Consider the following 18,233-nt stretch of genomic DNA (forward strand, 5'->3'; position numbering starts at 1 on the left):
CAAATAGGGTGCACCGCTGGCGCTTGCCAATGAATTCGCCCGCAAGGTAGCCGGTTGCACCAATGGGAGACGGCCGATGCCGGTGATGCTGATCTTTGGCCTCGGCTACACTGCGGGACGGATCGCCGCCCAGCTGCGCGCGCAGGAATGGCGGGTGATCGGCACCAGCCGCAGCGGCCGCGACGACACGATCGATTGGGACGATCAATCGGCAATCGAGGCCGAACTCGCGCGCGCCGATGCCGTGCTGAGCTCGGTGCCGCCCGAGGGCGACGGCGATCCGGTGCTCGCCCGCCATGCCGATGCGGTGCGGCGCGTGCGCTGGGCAGGCTATTTGTCGTCGACCGGCGTCTATGGCGATACCGGCGGCGCGTGGGTCGATGAAAGCGCCCCCGTCGGCGGGCGCCGGTCAGCGCGCAACGACGCCGATCGCGGCTGGCGCGAACTTGGCGCACGCGTGTTCCGGCTACCGGGCATCTATGGCCCGGGGCGGTCGGCGCTCGACCGGGTGGCCGAGGGGCGCGCGCACCGGATCGACCTGCCGGGTCAGGTGTTCAGCCGGGTCCATGTCGACGATATCGCGCGCGGCGTGATCGCCGCGCTCGGCGCGCCGCCGGGTGCCTATAATCTCGCCGATGATCGCCCCTGTAGCCAGAACGAGGTGATCGACTTCGCCTGCCGGTTGCTCGGTCGCGCGCTGCCGCCGCTGCAGACGATGGACGAAGCCGCCCTGTCGCCGATGGCGCGCAGCTTCTATGCCGAAAACCGCCGCGTCGCGAATGGGAAGGCCAAGCGCGTGCTTGGCTGGCAGCCCGCCTATCCCGATTATCGCGAGGGTCTGCGCGCCCTGAGTGCGATGACGAGCCCCGACAGCGCCAGCACCGATCCGGCGACCGCCAGCCCTGACCAGCGATAGCCTTCGAACAGCGTCGACAGCAGCATCGCGATGACCGGCACGATCACGCTCGAATAGGCGGCCTTGGCAGGGCCGATCACGCGCAGGATGCCGAAATAGAGGGTGAAAGCGACCGCCGAGGCGATCAGGCCGAGATAAAGGATGCCGATCAGATAGCCCGCGCGCCATTCGATCACTGGCGGCCCGGTGAGGCTGAACGCAATCGCTGCGTCGACACCCGCCCCGAGCAACATCGCGATGCCGAGCGTCGCCACCATCGGATAGCGGCGCGCGGTCTCGGTCGCCTGAAGGACATTGGCGATCGACGCCGACATCACCCCGGCCAGCGTCCACGCCACCCCTGCAATCGATGCGGTGGGACCGTGCGGATCGCTCCGCGCTTCGTGGACGAACAGCAAAGTCACGCCGGCCATCGCCACGCCCGAGCCGATCAGCAATTGCCGCCCGAGCTGCTGGCCGAGGAAAACGCGCCCCAAGATCGCATTGGGCACCAGCAGCAGCGCGAACACGACGGCGACCAGCCCCGAGGTAATGAAACCCTCGGCGCGGTAGACGAAGTTGAAGTTGAAGCAGAATTGCAGCACGGCCAGCGCCGCTGCGAACGCCCAGCCGCGCGCATCGAGCCGGAAGCGCTCACCGCGCACCAGCGCATAGGCAACCATCGCGATGCCCGCGACGAGGAAACGATAGGTGACCGACCAACTCGGCGGCACCGTGCCCAGCTGGTCGCGGATGACGATCCACGTCGATCCCCAGATCAGCGTGACGATCGCAAACGGAATCAGGATCGCCAGCCGCGTCGATTGGGGCGGCGGCGGCTCGCTCACAGTCTTGCGATCGCGTCGGCGGCCGGGCGGATTTCTTCAGCCGACTGGTTCCACGACACCACCAGCCGCGCCTCGCCCGGCCCCCAATCGTAGAAATCGAAGCCGAGCGCGCGCAGGCGGGCCGCTTCGTCGGCGGTCACTTTCAGGAAGACTTCATTGGCCTCGACCGGGTGGATCAGCCGGTCGTCGGCGGCTGCGGCCAGCATTGCTGCTCCGGCATTGGCCGCGCGGGCATTGCGCAGCCAGACATCGTCGTCGAGCATCGCCAGCACCTGCGCGGCGAGATAGCGACCCTTCGACAACAGCATTCCGGCGCGCTTGCGGCGATAAAGCGTCGCATCGGCGAGCTCGGGGCGGAAGAACACCAGCAGTTCGGCCAGCATGCCGCCATTCTTGATGAAACCGAACGACAGCGCGTCGACACCCGCGCGCCACGTCACCTCGGCAGGCGTGCAGCCGAGAAAGGCAACCGCATTGGCAAAGCGCGCGCCGTCCATGTGCAGCGCCAGCCCGCGTGCGCGACACAGATCGCCGAGCGCGGCCACCTCATCGGGGCGATAGACCCGGCCATACTCGGTGGCATTGGTGATCGACACCGCATGCGGCTGCACCTGATGAACGTCGTTGCGGGTCGCATCGAGTACTGCCTGCACGCTGGCGACGCTCAGCTTGGCGCCGTCGCCCTCGGCCAGCAGCAGCTTGGCACCGTGGGTGTAGAATTCGGGCGCGCCGCATTCGTCATTCTGGATATGCGCGTCGCGGTGGCAGATGATCGCGCCGTGCGGCGGGCACATCGCGGCAAGCGCCAGACAATTGGCGGCGGTGCCCGACGGCACCCACAATGCCCGCACGCCCGTTTCGAACAGCGCCGAGAGGCGCGCGTCGAGCATCTTGCTCCACGCGTCGCCATCATAAGCGGTGTCCATCACATTGGCGGTCGCCAGCGCGGCCAGCACTTCGGGGCAGGCAGGCGCTGCATTGTCGGAGAAGAAGCGCATGCGCCGCCCCTTGCGGGCGCGGGCGCGCTACGTCAACCGCGGCGTTGGTAGGTCATTGTTCGCGTCCACGCGGCGGGGGTGGCGGTGCATCGGCGTCTGGCGCCAGCGGATCGCGCTTGTCGGCGGGCGCGGGCTTCACCGCGATGCTGCCGTCGCGACCGATTTTCAGGTTCAGCCCAAAGCCGTTGATCTCGCCTTCAACGGGCAAGGTGCCGTTGTCGATCAGATCGCCGACCGGATCGGGCAGGTCGATGGCGTCCGGGTCAACCTCAATCGGCGCGCTTGCCTTGGCACTGACGCCGAGCGCACTCGACATGAAATCCCGCCAGATCCGCGCAGGAATGCCGCCGCCCGACAGCCCAGGATTGGGCGAATTGTCATCATTGCCGACCCACACGCCCACCACCAGATCGCCGGCAAAGCCCAGAAACAGCGCGTCGCGATTGTCCTGGCTGGTCCCGGTCTTGCCGAAGCTGTCGATGTCGAGCGCGGCCTGTCGCCCGGTGCCTTCGTTGATCGAAGCGTTGAGCAATTCCTTCAGCTGCTCCTGCGTCCGCCCGCTCAGGCTGTGCGAGCGGTTGCCGAGAAACTCCATCCAGCTGCGCTCCTGCGACGCTTCGAGGCCATGCGGCCGCACCGGATAGGCACCCGCCGCGACCGCCGCATAGGCCGCCGTCAGTTCGAGCAGCGAGGTATTGGCGGTACCGAGCGCAATCGTCGCCTCGCTGGGCAGCGGCGTCGAAATCCCCAGATCGCGCGCCGCCTGGATGACCCGGCCGACGCCGACCTGCTGCGTCAGCCGCGCAGCCGCGACATTCGACGATCGCGCAAACGCCTCACGCAGCGTAATCTCGCCGCGGTAGCGCCCGTCGTTGTTCTTCGGGCTCCATGTGCCGATCGTCACCGGTTCGTCGAGCACCATCGATTCGGGGGTCATCCCGCCGCGCAGCGCCGCCAGATAGACGAACAGCTTGAACGCCGAGCCTGCCTGCCGCTGCGCTTGCGTCGCGCGGTTGAACGGGCTGTCGGCATAGGATTTGCCGCCGACCATCGCCACGACGCGGCCGTCCGGGCGCATTGCGACGATCGCGACCTGTGCCTTGCGCAGCCCGGCGCGGCGCACGGCGCGTTCGGCGGCGCGCTGCAACCGCGCGTCGAGTGTCGTCGTCACCTGCGTCTCGGCGGTGATGGCGCCGGCCTGATCGCGCGCGGCCGGCAGCACCCAGTCGGCGAAATAGGAGCCGTTGGGGAGCGGCGCGACGCGATCGACCCGCAGCCGCGCCGGGGCGACACGCGCTGCCTCGCGCTCGGTAAGGAAATCGGCGGCGACCATCGCCCCGACGACGAGCTTTTGCCGCGCGCGTGCACCGCTGAGATTGCCGGTCGGCGCCAGCCGCGACGGCGCCTTGACCAGCCCTGCGAGCATCGCCGCCTGCCCGACCGTCAGTCGCGCGGGCGGCGTGCTGAAATAATGCCGCGCCGCTGCATCGAGGCCATAGACATTGTCACCGAAATAGACGTTCGACAGATAGCGCGACAGGATCTCGTCCTTGGTGAGCCACGCCTCGAGCCAGAAGGCGATCATGACTTCGCGCAGCTTGCGACCGGCAGTGCGATCGGAATCGAGAAAGGCATTCTTCGCCAGCTGCTGAGTGATGGTACTGCCGCCTTCGCGCAGGCCCCGCGCGGCGAGGTTATGCACCATCGCCCGGCCAATTCCCCAGGGATCGACGCCCCAGTGGCGATAGAAGCGCCGGTCCTCGATCGCGAGAAAGGCCTGCGCGACATGCGGAGGGAGCGTCTTCACATCGACCGGCTTGCCGATCGTGGCGCCACGCCGCGCAATCGGCGTGCGCCCGTCGGCGGCGAGCAAGGTAATGCTGGGCGGCGTGATCGGCTCGAGCGATTTCGACAGCGGCGCAGTGATCGCCAGCCACGCGACCGCGACGCAGAATAATATGATCAGCGCCGCGATCCCACGCGCCACCCAGCGCCAGCGACGGCGGCGGCGCGGCGGCGGCGCTTGCTCGGGCTGGTCGTCTTCATAAGCGTCGTCAACCCAGTCGTCGTCGGGCGGGGGCATGCCGCCCGTCAGTTCGAGCGGCGCATCGTCGGGCGCGTCGCGGCTGTTGCGGAAATCGAAAAAACCGGTGCGCATTGCCGATGCCTTACCCGACCCGTCGCCGGGCGCCAACTGTATTATTCATATAATGCACTGTTGGCAAGCCACTGGACGAACAGCCGAGCTTGCCCCAAATCAGGGGCGCAGCAATGTTGCGCGGGGGCCGCCAAGTGCGAGTGACGATCAAGGACGTGTCGCGCGAAGCCGGCGTGTCGATCAAGACCGTGTCGCGGGTTCTCAACAACGAGAAATATGTCGGCGCCGAAACCCGCGCGCGCGTGAACGCCGTGGTCGAGCGGCTCAATTTCCGTCCGAGCAGCGCCGCGCGCGTGCTCGCTGGTCGGCGATCGTTCCAGATCGCGCTGATCTGCGACAATCCCTCGCCCTATTATGTCTATGAAATGCAGTCGGGCGTGCGCGACCGGTGCGAGGAACAAGGCGTGCGGATGATCGCGCAGCCCTATGACCGGCAATCGTCAAAGCTGATCGACGAGATCGAAAGCCTGATCGATTCGATCCAGATCGACGGGCTGGTGCTGACGCCGCCCGCCACCGATTATCCCGATGTGCTCGACCTGCTGGCGCGGCGCGGCGTGCGTTTCGTGCGCGTGTCGCCGGGCACCGACGTGATGCTCACCTCATCGGCGTTCATCGACAATGAGCGTGCTGCCGCCGACATCACGCGCCACCTGATCGCGCTCGGCCACCGCCGGATCGCGCATATCTCGGGCGACCCTGCCTTTGCGGCGAGCGCCCAACGGACCGCGGGGTATCGGGGCGCGTTGCAGGAGAGCGGCATCGCGGTCGAGCCATCGCTGATCCGCACCGGCAATTTCTATTTCACCTCGGGCGCCGCCGAAGCCGAGGCACTGCTGGCGTTGCCCGAGCCACCGACCGCGATTTTCGCGGCCAGCGACGATATGGCGGCCGGCGCGTTGGCAGCGGCGCACCGGCTGGGCGTGCGCGTGCCCGACGCGCTGTCGATCGCCGGGTTCGACGATACCGCGATCTCGCGCGTCGTCTGGCCGCCGCTGACGACGATCCGCCAGCCGATGCGGCAGATGGCCTATGCCGCGACCGACCTGCTGCTGCGCGCGGCCGGCGCGGCGATTGAGCGCCGCGAGTTGCACTATGAGCTCGTCGCGCGCGGATCGACTGCGCGGCCTAGCCGATGAGGTAAGCCGCCGCGCCGGTCGCGAGCGCGAGCGCGAGCAGGGTCGCCGCGAGGATTACCAGCAGCGGCTGGGGCCCGCCTTCGGTCAACTGGCGCATTGGCGAGCGGATCGCCGTCGCGGTCACCGCGCAGGCGAGCATCGCGGTGGCAACCCGCTCGGCAACGCCGGTCGCGACCGCCGGGATCAGCCCGAGCGAATTGACGCCGGCAAGCGCGAAAAAGCCGATCACGAACCACGGCACTCCCTGCCGCTTGGCCCCGACGCCGTCGGGGCGGAAGAACAGCGCGACGACGGCGAGCACCGGCGCCAGCAGCGCGACGCGCGTCAGCTTGACGATCGCGGCGATCTCGCCCGCGCCGGTCGAATAGGCATAGCCCGCGCCCAGCGTCTGCGCGACATCGTGGATCGACGCGCCGAGCATGAACCCGGCCTTCAGATCGCTCAGCATCAGCAGATGCGCCAGGATCGGGTAGAGCACGAGCGCCGCTGCGCTCATCGCCGAGATGCCGACCAGCACCAGCGTCAACTGCCCCTGATTGATGCGCCGCTCGCCGAGGGTCGTCGCCAGCGCAAGCGCTGCCGACGCGCCGCAGATCGCCACTGCGCCGCCAGCAAGCACGCCGAACGCATCGCCGAATCCCAATCGCCGCGCGGCGAGCACGCCGGTGCCGATCACCAGCGCGACGATTACCACCACCGCGAGCAGGGCGACCGGCCCGAGCGCGGCAATCTGGCCGAAGGTCACGCGCACCCCGACGAGCACGATCCCCCAGCGCAGCAATGATCGCGACGCGAGCCCCAGTCCGGCACTCAAGCGCGGATCGTCGCTGAGGAAATTGAGCGCGAGGCCAATCAGCAGCGCCATCAGGGTGAGCGGCGCGCCATAATGATCGGAAATGAAGCCGGCCGCGAGCGTGCCCGCGCCCACCACCAGCAAGCCGGGCAGATAGCCGCGCCAGTCCGCCTTGGGGCTCGGTTCGATGTCGCCATAAAGATCGGCGGCCATCGGCAACGGGCGCTTTTCGGGTTTTGCTTGCATCGGCTCCATTGCCCGCCTTCTATCGGCTCTGCCGCAAAGGACTAGCCGGGAAGCGCTCGGTATGACAACGTTATCTTAACGAGACCGGGAGAGGCACGACGTGACAGGCAAAAGCGGCGCAACGCGCTGGGTGATCGTGGCGATGGTGTTCTTCGCGATCATGCTCAACTATGTTGATCGCCAGATTTTGGCGCTGCTCAAGCCGACGCTCGAGGCCGAATATCATTGGTCCGACGGCGATTATGCCAATATGGTCTCGGCCTTCCAATTCTCGGCCGCGGTCGCTTTCCTCGGCACCGGCTGGTTCATCGATCGCGTCGGCTTGCGGCTCGGTTTTGCGATTGGGGTGGCGGTGTGGAGCCTCGCAGGCATGGCGCATGCCTTTGCAACCGGCGTGGTCGGCTTTGTCGTGGCGCGTGTCGTGCTCGGTGCTGCGGAATCGATCGGCACGCCGGCGGCGGTCAAATCAGCGGCGACCTATTTCAGCCAAAAGGAACGCTCGATCGCGCTTGGGGTCGGCAATACCGCGCCCAATATCGGCGCGATCGTCACGCCGCTGGCAATTCCGGCGCTGGCGATCGCATTCGGCTGGCGCGCGGCTTTCTTGATCGCAGGCGGGCTGGGCCTCGTGTGGGTTGCGGTGTGGTTTGCCGTGCGGGTCCAGCCGGTCGCGACCGACGGCGCCGAGCCCGCGCCGATCGCCTGGGGCACATTGCTGCGCGACCGCAAAGTGCTCGCGCTGGCGATTGCGAAGGTACTTTCCGACCAAGTCTGGTTCTTCATGCTCAGTTGGCTGCCCGATCTGTTTCACCGGTTGTTTGGCCTGCCGCAGGGGACGGTCGGGCTGCCGGTCGCGCTGGTTTATGTGTTTGCGGCGCTCGGCGCGCTTAGCGGCGGCTGGCTGCCGACACGACTGATGGCAATGGGGTGGAGCGTCGACCGCGCGCGCAAGGTGACGCTGCTGATCTATGCGCTGCTGATCCTGCCGGTCAGTCTGGTGCTGTTCGTGACCAGCCCGTGGAGCGCCGCCCTGCTGCTTGGGCTCGGACTATTCGCGCATCAGGGCTTCTCGACGAACCTGTTCGGCTTTGCGACCGATGTGTTTCCGGCGCGCGTCGTCGGCTCGGCGATCGGCATGGCAGCCTTTTGCGGCAATATGTGGTCGATCGGGCTGATCCAGCTCGCGGCCTTCGCCCTCTCGCACGACTGGGGCTATGGGCCGCTGCTGGCGATCTGCTCGGGGTCCTATCTGCTCGCGCTGGCGTGCATTCAGCTGCTGGTGCCGGTGATCGTCCCGGTCGACGAAGCCGAGCGCGGCGTCGCCTTCGGGCATTGAGGCAAAGCAAAGCCCGGCGGAGTCTGCTCCGCCGGGCTTGCATGATCGGGTGGTTCGCTCAGAAGTTGATGCGGCCCGTGATCCCGAAATAGCGATCGGCGTCGCGCGGAATCTGGTAGCGATAGGCGCCGCCCGGCCCGCCATTGGCAATCGCCGCAGCAAAGCTCTGGTCGGCGACGTTGCGGACCTGGAAAGTGACGCGGTAACGATCCTTGGTATCGGTGATACCGACGCTCAGGTTGACGAGCCCATAAGCCGGAATCGTCCCAAGCCGCCGCTGAACGGCATCGGCCGAAAAGAGCGACAGCTGCGAGCTTTGATACGATCCCTGCACGCCGAAGATCGCATCGATCGGACCGCCACCGCGCCAGCGATAGTCGGCGCTCAGATTGCCCTTGAACTGCGGGGCAAAGCCGAGCGGGGTTCCCGACGGGATCACCGCCGCGCCCAGCGGGGCATTGAATGCGTCGACATGGGCATCAGTCCAGGCAAAGCCGCCATTCACCGTCAGATCACGCACGGGCCGCCAGGTCGCATCTACCTCGACGCCGCGGGTCGACACGCGCCCGGCGTTGGTAAAGCGCGTGACGACGACGCCCGCCACCAGATCGGGGTTGTTGGCCTGGAAATTTTCATACTGGGCGTAGAATGCCGCGATATTGAACGTCAGCCGTCCCCCGAGCAGCGTATTCTTCAGGCCGATTTCAAAGGCATTGGACGTTTCTGGCGCGATGACGTTGGTGCCGTTCTTCGACAGGTTGAAGAACACGTTGTAAGCCGGCCCCTTATAGCCGCGCGAATAAGTGAAATAGGCCGTGCTGTTCTTTGAAAGATCAGCCTGCGCGCCGACTTTGCCTGAGATATTGTCGGCGCTTGTCGCCGTGCGGAATGGAATCCCGTTGCTGGCCGTCACCACGCCATTGATGCCGGGCGAGTCGAACACGCCCTGATCGAAGTTCGGATTGATGCCCCCGGTACCGACAGGAACACCGCCAGCCGTGTCGAGATTGGCCGAAACGCGGCGATGCGACACGCTCAAATCGTCATGCGTGTAGCGCACGCCACCGATCAGCCGGAACCAGTCGGTGATATTCCAGGTGCCCTGGCCGAACAGCGCGAAGTTCTTGAAGGTCGAGCCGAACGTCGCCGAGCCGACCGGGAAGGTGCGGGCCGCCGCGAGCGGGCTTGTGCACGGGGTCAGCACCGTCGGCGCCGGAGCAACCGCCGAGGCGCAGCGCTCAACAAAGCGCGTGAACGTGCGCTGCGAAATCGCCTGCGAATAGAAGGCGCCAAGAACATAGGTGATCGTCTGCTTGGCGGGCGAAGCGAGGCGGAATTCCTGCGTGAAGGTGTCACCCGTCTGCGGCCCGAAATCGTGCAGCTGGTTGAAGCCGATATAGGATTGCGGCAACCAGTCGCCGTCGCGGATTTCGGTATTGCGCCAGTTCCGATACGAGGTGATCGATGTCAGCGTGTGCAGCCCGAGCGCCACATCGGCGGTGAGGGAGAAGCCATAGCCTTCTTCGTCGGTCGCGGTGACCAGATTCTGCGCCACTTGTCGTGTGTCGGCACCGAGCGGCGTTGGCAGCACGCTGGTCGACAAATTGGTCGTCGGCAGGCCAGTGGTACCATTGATCGGCGGCGTCGCAATGATCTCGGCGCAGCAATCATCCTTGTTACGATAATAATCGGCAATGAAGGTCAGCGTCACATCCGATGTCGGGCGCGCCTCGACCTGAAAGCGGGCGCCATAATGCTCCCAGCCATTGACGAAGGAGTTGGTGGTGACGTTGCGGATATTGCCGTCATAGGTCGAATAGAAACCCGTAAGACGCGTCCGGACGTCTTGGCCGATGGGGACATTGACCGCGCCGCGAAAGCGGTATTCGCTGTCCGTCAGGAAGGCCGCTTCGGCATAGCCGCCAAAGGTGCCGGTCGGTCGTTTCGACGTGATCGTAATGACGCCGGCCGATGCGTTTTTGCCGAACAGCGTTCCCTGCGGGCCACGCAGCACTTCGAGCTGATCGATATCGACAAGCTCGCTGAAGGCTTCACCCGATCGGCTGTAAACGACGCCATCGACGACGGTGGAAACCGATGGCTCGCCGGCGATCGAAAAAGTTGCCGTGCCGACGCCGCGCAGGAACAACGACTGGTTGAGCGTCGTCCCCGATTTGAGCACCGTGAACGACGGCACGAGATATTGCGCGCTTTCGAGATTGGCGCGGCTCAGGCTGTTGAGCGAATCGCCCGAGACAACGGTGACCGCGACGGGCACGTCCTGCAGCCGCTCGCTGCGTTTCTGCGCGGTCACGATCACCTCAGGCGTCGCATCCGGATCGGTGGCCTGCGCTGATGCTGCCGCATCGGCAGGCTTGGCCGGCGCATTCTGTGCAGCCGCAGGGGTCACGGTGAGCATCGCGAACGTCGCCACGCTCGCCATCAAAGCTGTCTTGGTCATAACAATTCCTCCCTCTCCTAGTTCTTTGATCGGATTTGCCCGGCGACGCAGCCTTGTTCTTTTTTCCACGCCGCCAAGTTTTGCTTGCTCGTCAAAATCCAAGTTCGGCCATTGCCACCGCGCGGTGCTCGCGTGCACTCAATTCTGCCGCGACGCCAATCGCGATGGCCATCAGCCCGTCATGGGCACTGACTTCGACCGGCCCTTCGCCGCGCACCGCCGCGTTGAAGCGCTGATGCTCGTAGAAGGTCGATCCGTGGTGGCTGCCGGCGGCGAGCGCCGTCGCATCGGTGTCGATCAGCCGCCGCTCGGGCCGCTTGGGATTGCCGAAGCCGACGCGCGGCGAGCGGACGATCGCGCCTTCGGGAATGAAGACGTCGAGCCGGGCCTTGTCGCCGACGGCTGTGATTTCCTCCTGATTTTCCGCCCCATCGGCGAACATCGACAAGTCGAGCATCGCCCGCACGCCATTGGCGAAATCGACCGTCGTGAAGCTGTTGTCGATGATGTCGGGGCGGCGGCCGTCATATTCCTCGTCGAGGTGATTCACGTCCATGCTCCCCGAGCAATAGACGCGCACCGGCTCGCTGCGCGTGATCAATCGCATCAGATCGAAGAAGTGGCAGCATTTTTCGACCATCGTCCCGCCGGTATTGGCGGCAAAGCGGTTCCAGTCGCCGACCTTGACCAGAAACGGAAAGCGATGCTCGCGGATCGACAGCATCTTGAGGTCGCCGATCGCGCCACCGTGCACGTCGGCAATGAAAGCCGCGGCGGGCGGCATGTAGCGATATTCCATCGCCGTCCAGAAAATGCCGGGCGTCTGCGCGGCGCGCTCGACGATCCAGCGCGCGTCGTCGATCGACGTCGCGAGCGGCTTTTCGCAGAGAATGTGCAGCCCCGCATCGAACAACGGCACTAGTGTGTCGCGGTGGGTGTGGTTGGGGCTCGCCACGATCACGGCGTCGCAGCGGCCCGATGCGGCGAGCGCCGCCGCGCTGTCGAACGCCTCGACGCCCTCGGCGCGCGCGCCCAGCGCCGAACGCGCCCAGCCGAGCGACGTCGCGACCGGATCGGCAATCGCCGTCACCACCGCACCGGGGGTGATCGCAAGGTTGTTGAGATGCTCGACACCCATCATCCCGGTGCCGACCAGGCCATATCGCACTTGCTCTACCAATGCCGGAGCCTCTATGTATGACAACGATGTCCTATATTGATCTTACACCCGATTCCCGTCCGCTCGGCAAGAGCGGATTGGCTGTCAGCCCGATTGCCTGGGGGATGTGGCGCTTCGCTGGCCGCAGCGCCGCCGAAGGACGCGCGCTCGTCGACGCAGTGTTCGCCGCCGGCGTGACGCTGTTCGACACGGCCGACATCTACGGCTTCGACGGCAGCGGCGGGTTCGGCGATGCCGAAGCGCTGCTGGGCGAGATTTTCGCGGCCGACCCGGCGCTGCGACAGCGCATGGTGCTTGCGACCAAGGGCGGGATCACGCCGCCGGTGCCCTATGATTCGAGCGGCGCCTATCTGATGACAGCGCTCGACGCCTCGCTGCGGCGGCTGCGCACCGATTACGTCGATCTCTACCAGATCCATCGCCCCGACATCCTCGCACACCCTTATGAAGTCGCGCGCACGCTCGAGACGATGGTCGCCAGCGGCAAGGTGCGCGCGATCGGCGTGTCGAACCACAGCATCGAACAGCACCGCGCGCTCGCCAAGTTCCTGACCATCCCGATCGCCTCGACACAGCCCGAAGTCTCGCCGCTCGCGATCGAGCCGATCGAGGGCGGGTTGTTCGATCTCGCCATGGCCGAGGAAATGGCGGTGCTCGCCTGGTCGCCGCTTGGCGGCGGCCGCATCGGCGATCCGCAGGACGACCGCGCCCGCGCCGTGTGCGCCGCGCTGGATGTCGTGGCGGGCGAAGCGGGCGTGTCGCGGGCGGCGGCCGCCTATAGCTGGATCATGGCGCATCCGGCCCGCGCAATCCCGATCGTCGGCACGCAGAACGTGGCGCGCATCGCCGAAATCCCCGACGCGTTCAAATGCCGCTGGACGCGCCAGAGCTGGTACGACGTGCTGGTCGCGTCGCGCGGAGTGCGCCTGCCATGACCGATTTGCCGCCTTGCGAAATCAGCTGGTTCTCGGCGCTGTGTGACGATGATTATGAGTTTCTGGGCGTCCCCGACCCGATGCTCAAGTCGAGCTGGGAGCATTGCCGCGACATCGTACTGCAGGCCGAAACCGGCGGGTTCGACAATATCCTGCTGCCGTCGGGCTATGCGCTCGGGCTCGACACCACCGCGTTCGCGGCGGGCATCGCGACGATGCTCCGGCGCCTGGCGCTGCTGATGGCGGTGCGCGTCGGCGAGAGCTGGCCCCCGCAACTCGCGCGCCAGATCGCGACGATCGACCGCATGCTCGGCGGGCGGCTGAAAGTGAACATCATTTCGTCCGACCTGCCCGGCGAGACGCTGGCCTCGGGCCCGCGCTATGCGCGCACGGTCGAGGCAATGCATATCCTGAAGACGTTGCTGAACGGCGAGCCGCTCGACCATGACGGCGACTTCTGGAAGCTGAAGCTCGATCCGCCGCGCATCGGCACCGTTTCGGGCAAGGCGCCGCAGCTTTATTTCGGGGGTCTGAGCGAAGACGCGCGCGAGGCCGCCGCCAAGGGGTGCGACGTCTATCTGATGTGGCCCGACAAGCGCGAAGTCGTGGCCGACATCATCGCCGACATGCGCGCACGCGCCACCAAATATGGCCGCACGCTCAAATTTGGCTATCGCGCGCACATGATCGTGCGCGAGACTGAAAGCGAAGCGCGCGCCTATGCCGCGCGGCTGCTGTCGAAGCTCGACGCGGCGCAGGGGGCGGCAATCCGCGCCAAGTCGCTCGATTCGACCTCGGCAGGCGTCGCTGCGCAGGCGGCGCTGCGCGAGGGCGCGGACGAGGAAGGCTATGCCGAACCGCATCTCTGGACCGGCATCGGCCGCGCTCGATCGGGCTGTGGGGCAGCGATTGTCGGCGATCCCGATCAGGTGCTCGCCAAGCTCAATGATTATCGCGCGATGGGGATCGAGGCGTTCATCCTGTCGGGCTATCCGCACGCCGCAGAAGCCGATCTGGTCGCGCGCCACGTGCTGCCGCGTATCGACCACGGCTTGCTTTAGGACTTGCTTGTCGAAGGCGGCGGGCTCGCCTATCGCCGACTCAGTGACCCACGGAGCCTTGGCTTGAGCGAATTGGCCCCTTCTTCCCGCCCGCTCGTCGTCGGTATCGGCGGGTCGATCGGCGGCGTCGCCTCGACCGAGCGCGCGCTGATGATCGCGCTCGACAGCGCCGCACGCGAAGGGTTCGACACACGGCTGTTCGGCGGCGATGCGCTCGCCCAATTGCCGCTCTACAATCCCAAAACGACCGAGCGCACCGATGCCGAACGCGAGTTCGTCGATACCGTGCGGCAGGCATCCGCGCTGATCATCGCCAGCCCGGGCTATCACGGCAGCCTGTCGGGCCTCGTCAAGAACGCGCTCGACCTGCTCGAGGAGACCGCGCGCGACGACCGGCCCTACCTCGCCGACATGCCGGTCGGGCTGATCGCGACGGCCTATGGCTGGCAGGCGACGGGGAGCACGATCGCGGCGCTGCGATCGATCGTCCATGCGCTGCGCGGTTGGCCGACACCCTTTGCCGCCGCCATCAACACCCAAGTGACCAAGTTCGACGATGAAGGCGGATCAAGCGATCCCGCCGTCGCCGAGCAGCTCGCGCTCGTCGGGCGCCAGGTTGCGCGCTTCGCCCCGCTGGTGGCGAATGACTGAGCTGTCGCGCCGGGCCGCGCTCGGCGCGCTGGGCGCAGGCGTCGCGAGCGCGCCGCTGTGGGCGCAGCAAGTGGCGCAGCTCGGCTTCGACAATGGCGCGCGACCGGTCGCGGGCGGCTTTCCCGAAAAGGGCGCGATGATCGTCCAGCGCAGCCGTGCGCCTTTGCTGGAGACGCCGTGGGAGGTGTTCGGCCAGAATGTCTTCACGCCGAACGACCGCTTCTATGTGCGCTGGCATTATGCGGACATCCCGCTGTCGGTCGATACCAATGCCTTCCGTCTGCGGATCGGCGGCGCGGTGAACAAGGCAACCGCGCTGTCGCTCGCCGAACTGCTCAAGCTGCCGCGCGTCGAAATTGCCGCCATCAACCAGTGTTCGGGCAATTCGCGCGGATTCTTCACCCCACGCGTCGCCGGCGCGCAGTGGGGCCATGGCGCGATGGGCAATGCCCGCTGGACCGGCGTGCGGCTGAAGGACGTGCTCGATTTGGCCGGGGTGAAGCCGGGCGCGGTCGCGGTGCGGCTGTCGGGGCTCGACCGCCCACCGGTCGACGGCGCGCCGTGGTTCGCCAAGTCGCTCGACGTGGATCATGCGCGCGACGGCGAAGTGATGATTGCCTTTGCGATGAACGGCGCCGCGCTGCCGATGCTCAATGGCTTTCCGATCCGGCTCGTCGTGCCGGGCTGGTATTCGACCTATTGGATCAAGGCGCTCGACCGGATCGAAGTGCTGACCGCGCCCGACGATAACTTCTGGATGGCCAAGGCGTACAAGATCCCGACTGCCCCCAATGCGAGCGTGGCACCGGGCACCAAGGATTTCGACAGCACGCCGATCAGCACGATGGTGCCGCGTAGTTTCATCACCAACCTGCGCGACGGCGCGACGTGCAAGGCGGGGCAACCCTTCTCCTTGGTCGGCTTGGCGATGGGCGGCGCGACGGGCGTTGCGCGGGTCGATTATCGGATCGGCGATGGCGCTTGGACGCCAGCGACGCTCGGCATCGAGTATGGCCGCTATAGCTTCCGCAGTTGGACCGCGATTACGCCGCCGCTCACGCCCGGGCGCCAGATGCTAAGCGTGCGCTGCACCGCCAGCGACGGGCGGGTGCAGGGGAACGAAGCGGTGTGGAACCCCAGCGGCTATCAGCGCGGGACGATCGAGACGATCGCGGTGCAAGCGGCATGATGCGTGCGGGGGCGATGCTGGCCGTCCTGGTACTGTCAGGCTGCGGTAATCCTCCGGCGGCGCAACAAGGCTTGCCGACGGGCTTCACCCTCGCCAGCAAATCGATCACCCTGCCTGGGGATCGCGTAACTTTACCCGCTGGCCCGGACGCCGCATTGGTCACCCAGAATTGCACCGGATGCCACTCGACCGAAATGCTCACCACCCAGCCGAAGCTTGATGCCAAGACCTGGGCTGCCGAGATCGCGAAGATGCGCACCGTTTATCACGCGCCAATCGACCCGGGCGATGACGAACGGCTGGTCGCCGCGCTGATGGGATTGCCAACGCAGCGCTCTCCCAAACCCTGATGAATTCGATCCGGTGCAATTGCAGTGCGATTTGGTGCAACGGGATTCTTGTTGGCGGCTTTAATTTGGGTTAGCGCCGGATCTACCAACCAGTGGGGGTGATATGATGCAGCAGCAAGATCAGAGCAAGCAAACCCTGTCGCGCGCGGCATGGCAGAAGCCGGCAGTCGAGATTCTGGGGCTCGACAAGGCGCAGATCGGCCCGAACGCCAATCCTGACTTGAACGACAATCGCTCCTAATCATAGTTCATCGGCTTTAGCGTTGCCTAATCTCTTGAGCGCGTGGCGCCAGGAGCGGGATAATCGTGCGCGAACTCGATGTGATGATTATTTTCTTTGAGTAGCGCGCGAATATTTTAAAGATTTGCGTGGCGCGGATGACTATTGGGTTCGATCCGGACTGAATCGATCGATTTGACGATTGACCAGTTCGGAAGCGCAATGATAGCCAGTCGTCAAAGAATCGTCGAAAGCCGACTTTGGGAGGTAGCGCATGTCTGACCCGTTTATTGGCGAGATCAAGCTGTTTCCCTTCGCTTATGCGCCCCAGGGCTGGGCGTTGTGCAACGGCGCGGTCCTGCCGATCCAAAGCTATGCCGCGCTTTATTCGCTGCTCGGCACAAGCTTCGGCGGTGATGGCAAGACGACGTTCGCGCTGCCCAATTTCAATGGCCGCGTGGCCGTCTATGCGCCCAATCTGACTTCGGGCGGGATCGGCGGCGCCGAGACCGTTGCGCTGACCCCGGCCACAATCCCGCCGCATCAACACGTGCTGAACGCCGTCACCGTCACTGCCACCGCGACCAACGCGACGAACATGATGCTCGCCACGGCCGGTGAAAGCACGGCGGCGCCCGGCGCACGACCGATCTATGGCACGGGCGCGGTTGATGCGTTTTTGGCCGCCGACACGGTCGATATGGTCGGCGCTGGCGCGGCGCATCCCAATATGCAGCCGTATCTGGTGTTGAACTATTGTATCGCCACTCAAGGCCTGTACCCGTCACGCGAATAACCGAGTTCGACATGGTGCCGACGATCTTCGCGTCAGATGCATCATCCGGTCGCCCGCAAGGAGGAATGAATGGATCCCTTTATTGGAGAAATCCGCCTGTTCGCGGGCAATTATGCCCCGGAGGACTGGGCCATCTGTGACGGCCGCCTCTTGTCGGTGAACGACTTTCCGCCGCTTTATGCGCTGATCGGCACGACCTATGGTGGGAACGGCACCACCACTTTCGGCCTGCCCGATTTGCGCGGTCGCGTGCCGATCGGGCAGGGTCAGGGGGCGGGTTTGACGGCGCGCACGATTGGCCAAAAAGCCGGCAGCGAAACGGTCTCGCTCAACGCCAGCCAACTGCCGCCGCACAGCCACTTTGTCAGCGTGACGACAACAGCGGCGACGACATCGACGCCGGGCAATGCGGTCAATCTCGCCGCGACGACCGCGCCAACGGCCAATTATCTCGCGGCGGGTGGCGCTTTTTCGGCCGAGCGCACGCTGGCGTCGGCAACCGTCGGCCAGTCAGGGGCATCAGCCCAGCACCAGAATATGATGACGACCGTCGCACTCAATTACATCATCAGTCTGAATGGTCTTTTTCCGGCTCAGCCGTAAAGCGGGGATAACATGGACAGTTTCACTGGAGAAATCCGCCTTTTTCCCTTTACCTTCGTTCCCGTTGACTGGATGCTGTGCAACGGCGCGTCTTTGGTGGTCCAGCAATATCCGGCGCTCTATGCCGTGATCGGCAACGCGTTTGGCGGCAACGCCACAAACTTCAATCTGCCCAATCTCACCAATCTCACCAATGCCGGTCAGCCCGGGGCGGCCGTAATGGGCGCTGGCGCTGGCAGCGGACTAACACCCCGCACGTTCGCGGCGCGTGTCGGTGCCGACTCAGTCACCTTGTCGACGGCCGAGCTCGCGGCGCACAACCATAATGTGAAGACGCGGAACTATGCGGCGTCCGACAATGCCATTGGCGCGCC

18 protein-coding genes are annotated in these 18,233 nt (G+C 65.6%); 12 read left to right on the plus strand and 6 right to left on the minus strand.

Annotated features, from left to right (window positions below):
• The first annotated feature begins 76 nt into the window (after positions 1 to 76).
• Complete coding sequence (locus AX672_RS17945; protein WP_066653831.1) at positions 77 to 916, plus strand: NAD(P)-dependent oxidoreductase; 840 nt, start codon at positions 77 to 79, stop codon at positions 914 to 916.
• Here the strand turns inward: AX672_RS17945 and AX672_RS17950 are convergent.
• From AX672_RS17950 to AX672_RS17960, 3 genes are read right to left on the minus strand one after another with little or no spacing between them, the layout of a single operon-like run.
• Positions 826 to 1,743, minus strand: coding sequence for a DMT family transporter (locus AX672_RS17950; protein ID WP_066653833.1), 918 nt, complete (start codon positions 1,741 to 1,743; stop codon positions 826 to 828). The two genes, AX672_RS17945 and AX672_RS17950, sit on opposite strands and share 91 nt — an antisense overlap.
• Positions 1,740 to 2,741: a threonine aldolase family protein gene (locus AX672_RS17955; RefSeq protein ID WP_066653836.1), complete on the minus strand. Its 1,002-nt coding sequence runs from the start codon at positions 2,739 to 2,741 to the stop codon at positions 1,740 to 1,742. Before AX672_RS17955 ends, AX672_RS17950 begins: the two co-directional genes overlap by 4 nt.
• A gap of 52 nt (positions 2,742 to 2,793) precedes the next feature.
• The gene (locus AX672_RS17960) at positions 2,794 to 4,899 is read right to left on the minus strand and encodes a transglycosylase domain-containing protein (protein ID WP_066653839.1); all 2,106 of its coding nucleotides are present in this window, start codon (positions 4,897 to 4,899) and stop codon (positions 2,794 to 2,796) included.
• 113 nt (positions 4,900 to 5,012) lie between these two features.
• On the opposite strand from AX672_RS17960, the gene AX672_RS17965 reads away from it, so the two are divergent.
• Entirely contained in the window at positions 5,013 to 6,038 is a 1,026-nt protein-coding gene (locus tag AX672_RS17965) for a LacI family DNA-binding transcriptional regulator (RefSeq protein ID WP_066653842.1), read from the plus strand.
• Here AX672_RS17965 and AX672_RS17970 read toward each other — a convergent pair.
• Positions 6,028 to 7,077 (minus strand): YeiH family protein, encoded by a 1,050-nt coding sequence (locus AX672_RS17970; protein ID WP_337137648.1) that lies wholly within the window; start codon positions 7,075 to 7,077, stop codon positions 6,028 to 6,030. The genes AX672_RS17965 and AX672_RS17970 overlap by 11 nt on opposite strands.
• Positions 7,078 to 7,219: 142 nt before the next feature.
• On the opposite strand from AX672_RS17970, the gene AX672_RS17975 reads away from it, so the two are divergent.
• On the plus strand, positions 7,220 to 8,413 hold the full coding sequence (locus AX672_RS17975) for an MFS transporter (RefSeq protein WP_066653906.1): 1,194 nt from the start codon (positions 7,220 to 7,222) through the stop codon (positions 8,411 to 8,413).
• Between the two features lie 58 nt (positions 8,414 to 8,471).
• On the opposite strand, the gene AX672_RS17980 is transcribed toward AX672_RS17975, so the two are convergent.
• Both AX672_RS17980 and AX672_RS17985 read right to left on the minus strand, forming a co-directional pair.
• Positions 8,472 to 10,874, minus strand: a complete 2,403-nt coding sequence (locus tag AX672_RS17980) for a TonB-dependent receptor (RefSeq protein WP_202189368.1) — start codon at positions 10,872 to 10,874, stop codon at positions 8,472 to 8,474.
• A gap of 91 nt (positions 10,875 to 10,965) precedes the next feature.
• The gene (locus AX672_RS17985) at positions 10,966 to 12,042 is read right to left on the minus strand and encodes a Gfo/Idh/MocA family protein (protein WP_066653845.1); all 1,077 of its coding nucleotides are present in this window, start codon (positions 12,040 to 12,042) and stop codon (positions 10,966 to 10,968) included.
• A 38-nt stretch (positions 12,043 to 12,080) separates the two neighbouring features.
• On the opposite strand from AX672_RS17985, the gene AX672_RS17990 reads away from it, so the two are divergent.
• The 9 genes from AX672_RS17990 to AX672_RS18025 form a co-directional block, all read left to right on the plus strand.
• On the plus strand, positions 12,081 to 12,989 hold the full coding sequence (locus AX672_RS17990; RefSeq protein WP_372587563.1) for an aldo/keto reductase: 909 nt from the start codon (positions 12,081 to 12,083) through the stop codon (positions 12,987 to 12,989).
• Complete coding sequence (locus AX672_RS17995; protein WP_066653851.1) at positions 12,986 to 14,050, plus strand: LLM class flavin-dependent oxidoreductase; 1,065 nt, start codon at positions 12,986 to 12,988, stop codon at positions 14,048 to 14,050. Before AX672_RS17990 ends, AX672_RS17995 begins: the two co-directional genes overlap by 4 nt.
• A 63-nt stretch (positions 14,051 to 14,113) precedes the next feature.
• A complete protein-coding gene (locus tag AX672_RS18000) occupies positions 14,114 to 14,701 on the plus strand; it encodes an NADPH-dependent FMN reductase (protein ID WP_066653910.1) in 588 nt (195 codons plus the stop codon).
• Positions 14,694 to 15,890: a molybdopterin-dependent oxidoreductase gene (locus AX672_RS18005; RefSeq protein ID WP_066653861.1), complete on the plus strand. Its 1,197-nt coding sequence runs from the start codon at positions 14,694 to 14,696 to the stop codon at positions 15,888 to 15,890. The genes AX672_RS18000 and AX672_RS18005 overlap by 8 nt, the downstream gene beginning before the upstream one ends.
• A gap of 14 nt (positions 15,891 to 15,904) precedes the next feature.
• Entirely contained in the window at positions 15,905 to 16,240 is a 336-nt protein-coding gene (locus AX672_RS18010) for a cytochrome C nitrite reductase (protein WP_231731426.1), read from the plus strand.
• A 106-nt stretch (positions 16,241 to 16,346) separates the two neighbouring features.
• The gene (locus AX672_RS19220; RefSeq protein ID WP_269454059.1) at positions 16,347 to 16,481 is read left to right on the plus strand and encodes a hypothetical protein; all 135 of its coding nucleotides are present in this window, start codon (positions 16,347 to 16,349) and stop codon (positions 16,479 to 16,481) included.
• A 253-nt stretch (positions 16,482 to 16,734) separates the two neighbouring features.
• A complete protein-coding gene (locus AX672_RS18015; RefSeq protein WP_066653864.1) occupies positions 16,735 to 17,256 on the plus strand; it encodes a phage tail protein in 522 nt (173 codons plus the stop codon).
• 69 nt (positions 17,257 to 17,325) lie between these two features.
• The gene (locus AX672_RS18020) at positions 17,326 to 17,859 is read left to right on the plus strand and encodes a phage tail protein (RefSeq protein WP_066653867.1); all 534 of its coding nucleotides are present in this window, start codon (positions 17,326 to 17,328) and stop codon (positions 17,857 to 17,859) included.
• Positions 17,860 to 17,871: 12 nt separating this feature from the next.
• Positions 17,872 to 18,233: phage tail protein (locus AX672_RS18025; protein ID WP_202189369.1), on the plus strand; the 362-nt coding region annotated here is incomplete at its 3' end.

Origin of the sequence: Sphingomonas sp. CCH10-B3 (genome assembly GCF_001556185.1) — a bacterium.
Lineage (GTDB): Bacteria > Pseudomonadota > Alphaproteobacteria > Sphingomonadales > Sphingomonadaceae > Sphingomonas > Sphingomonas aquatica.

Bases quoted from the DNA above. Each gene is read 5' to 3' on its own strand.
- AX672_RS17945 (WP_066653831.1), top strand. From the start codon at position 77: ATGCCGGTGATGCTGATCTTTGGCCTCGGCTACACTGCGGGACGGATC.
- AX672_RS17955 (WP_066653836.1), bottom strand. From the start codon at position 2,741: ATGCGCTTCTTCTCCGACAATGCAGCGCCTGCCTGCCCCGAAGTGCTG.
- AX672_RS17960 (WP_066653839.1), bottom strand. From the start codon at position 4,899: ATGCGCACCGGTTTTTTCGATTTCCGCAACAGCCGCGACGCGCCCGAC.
- AX672_RS17965 (WP_066653842.1), top strand. From the start codon at position 5,013: ATGTTGCGCGGGGGCCGCCAAGTGCGAGTGACGATCAAGGACGTGTCG.
- AX672_RS17970 (WP_337137648.1), bottom strand. From the start codon at position 7,077: ATGCAAGCAAAACCCGAAAAGCGCCCGTTGCCGATGGCCGCCGATCTT.
- AX672_RS17975 (WP_066653906.1), top strand. From the start codon at position 7,220: ATGGTGTTCTTCGCGATCATGCTCAACTATGTTGATCGCCAGATTTTG.
- AX672_RS17980 (WP_202189368.1), bottom strand. From the start codon at position 10,874: ATGACCAAGACAGCTTTGATGGCGAGCGTGGCGACGTTCGCGATGCTC.
- AX672_RS17990 (WP_372587563.1), top strand. From the start codon at position 12,081: ATGTCCTATATTGATCTTACACCCGATTCCCGTCCGCTCGGCAAGAGC.
- AX672_RS17995 (WP_066653851.1), top strand. From the start codon at position 12,986: ATGACCGATTTGCCGCCTTGCGAAATCAGCTGGTTCTCGGCGCTGTGT.
- AX672_RS18005 (WP_066653861.1), top strand. From the start codon at position 14,694: ATGACTGAGCTGTCGCGCCGGGCCGCGCTCGGCGCGCTGGGCGCAGGC.
- AX672_RS18010 (WP_231731426.1), top strand. From the start codon at position 15,905: ATGCTGGCCGTCCTGGTACTGTCAGGCTGCGGTAATCCTCCGGCGGCG.
- AX672_RS19220 (WP_269454059.1), top strand. From the start codon at position 16,347: ATGCAGCAGCAAGATCAGAGCAAGCAAACCCTGTCGCGCGCGGCATGG.
- AX672_RS18015 (WP_066653864.1), top strand. From the start codon at position 16,735: ATGTCTGACCCGTTTATTGGCGAGATCAAGCTGTTTCCCTTCGCTTAT.
- AX672_RS18020 (WP_066653867.1), top strand. From the start codon at position 17,326: ATGGATCCCTTTATTGGAGAAATCCGCCTGTTCGCGGGCAATTATGCC.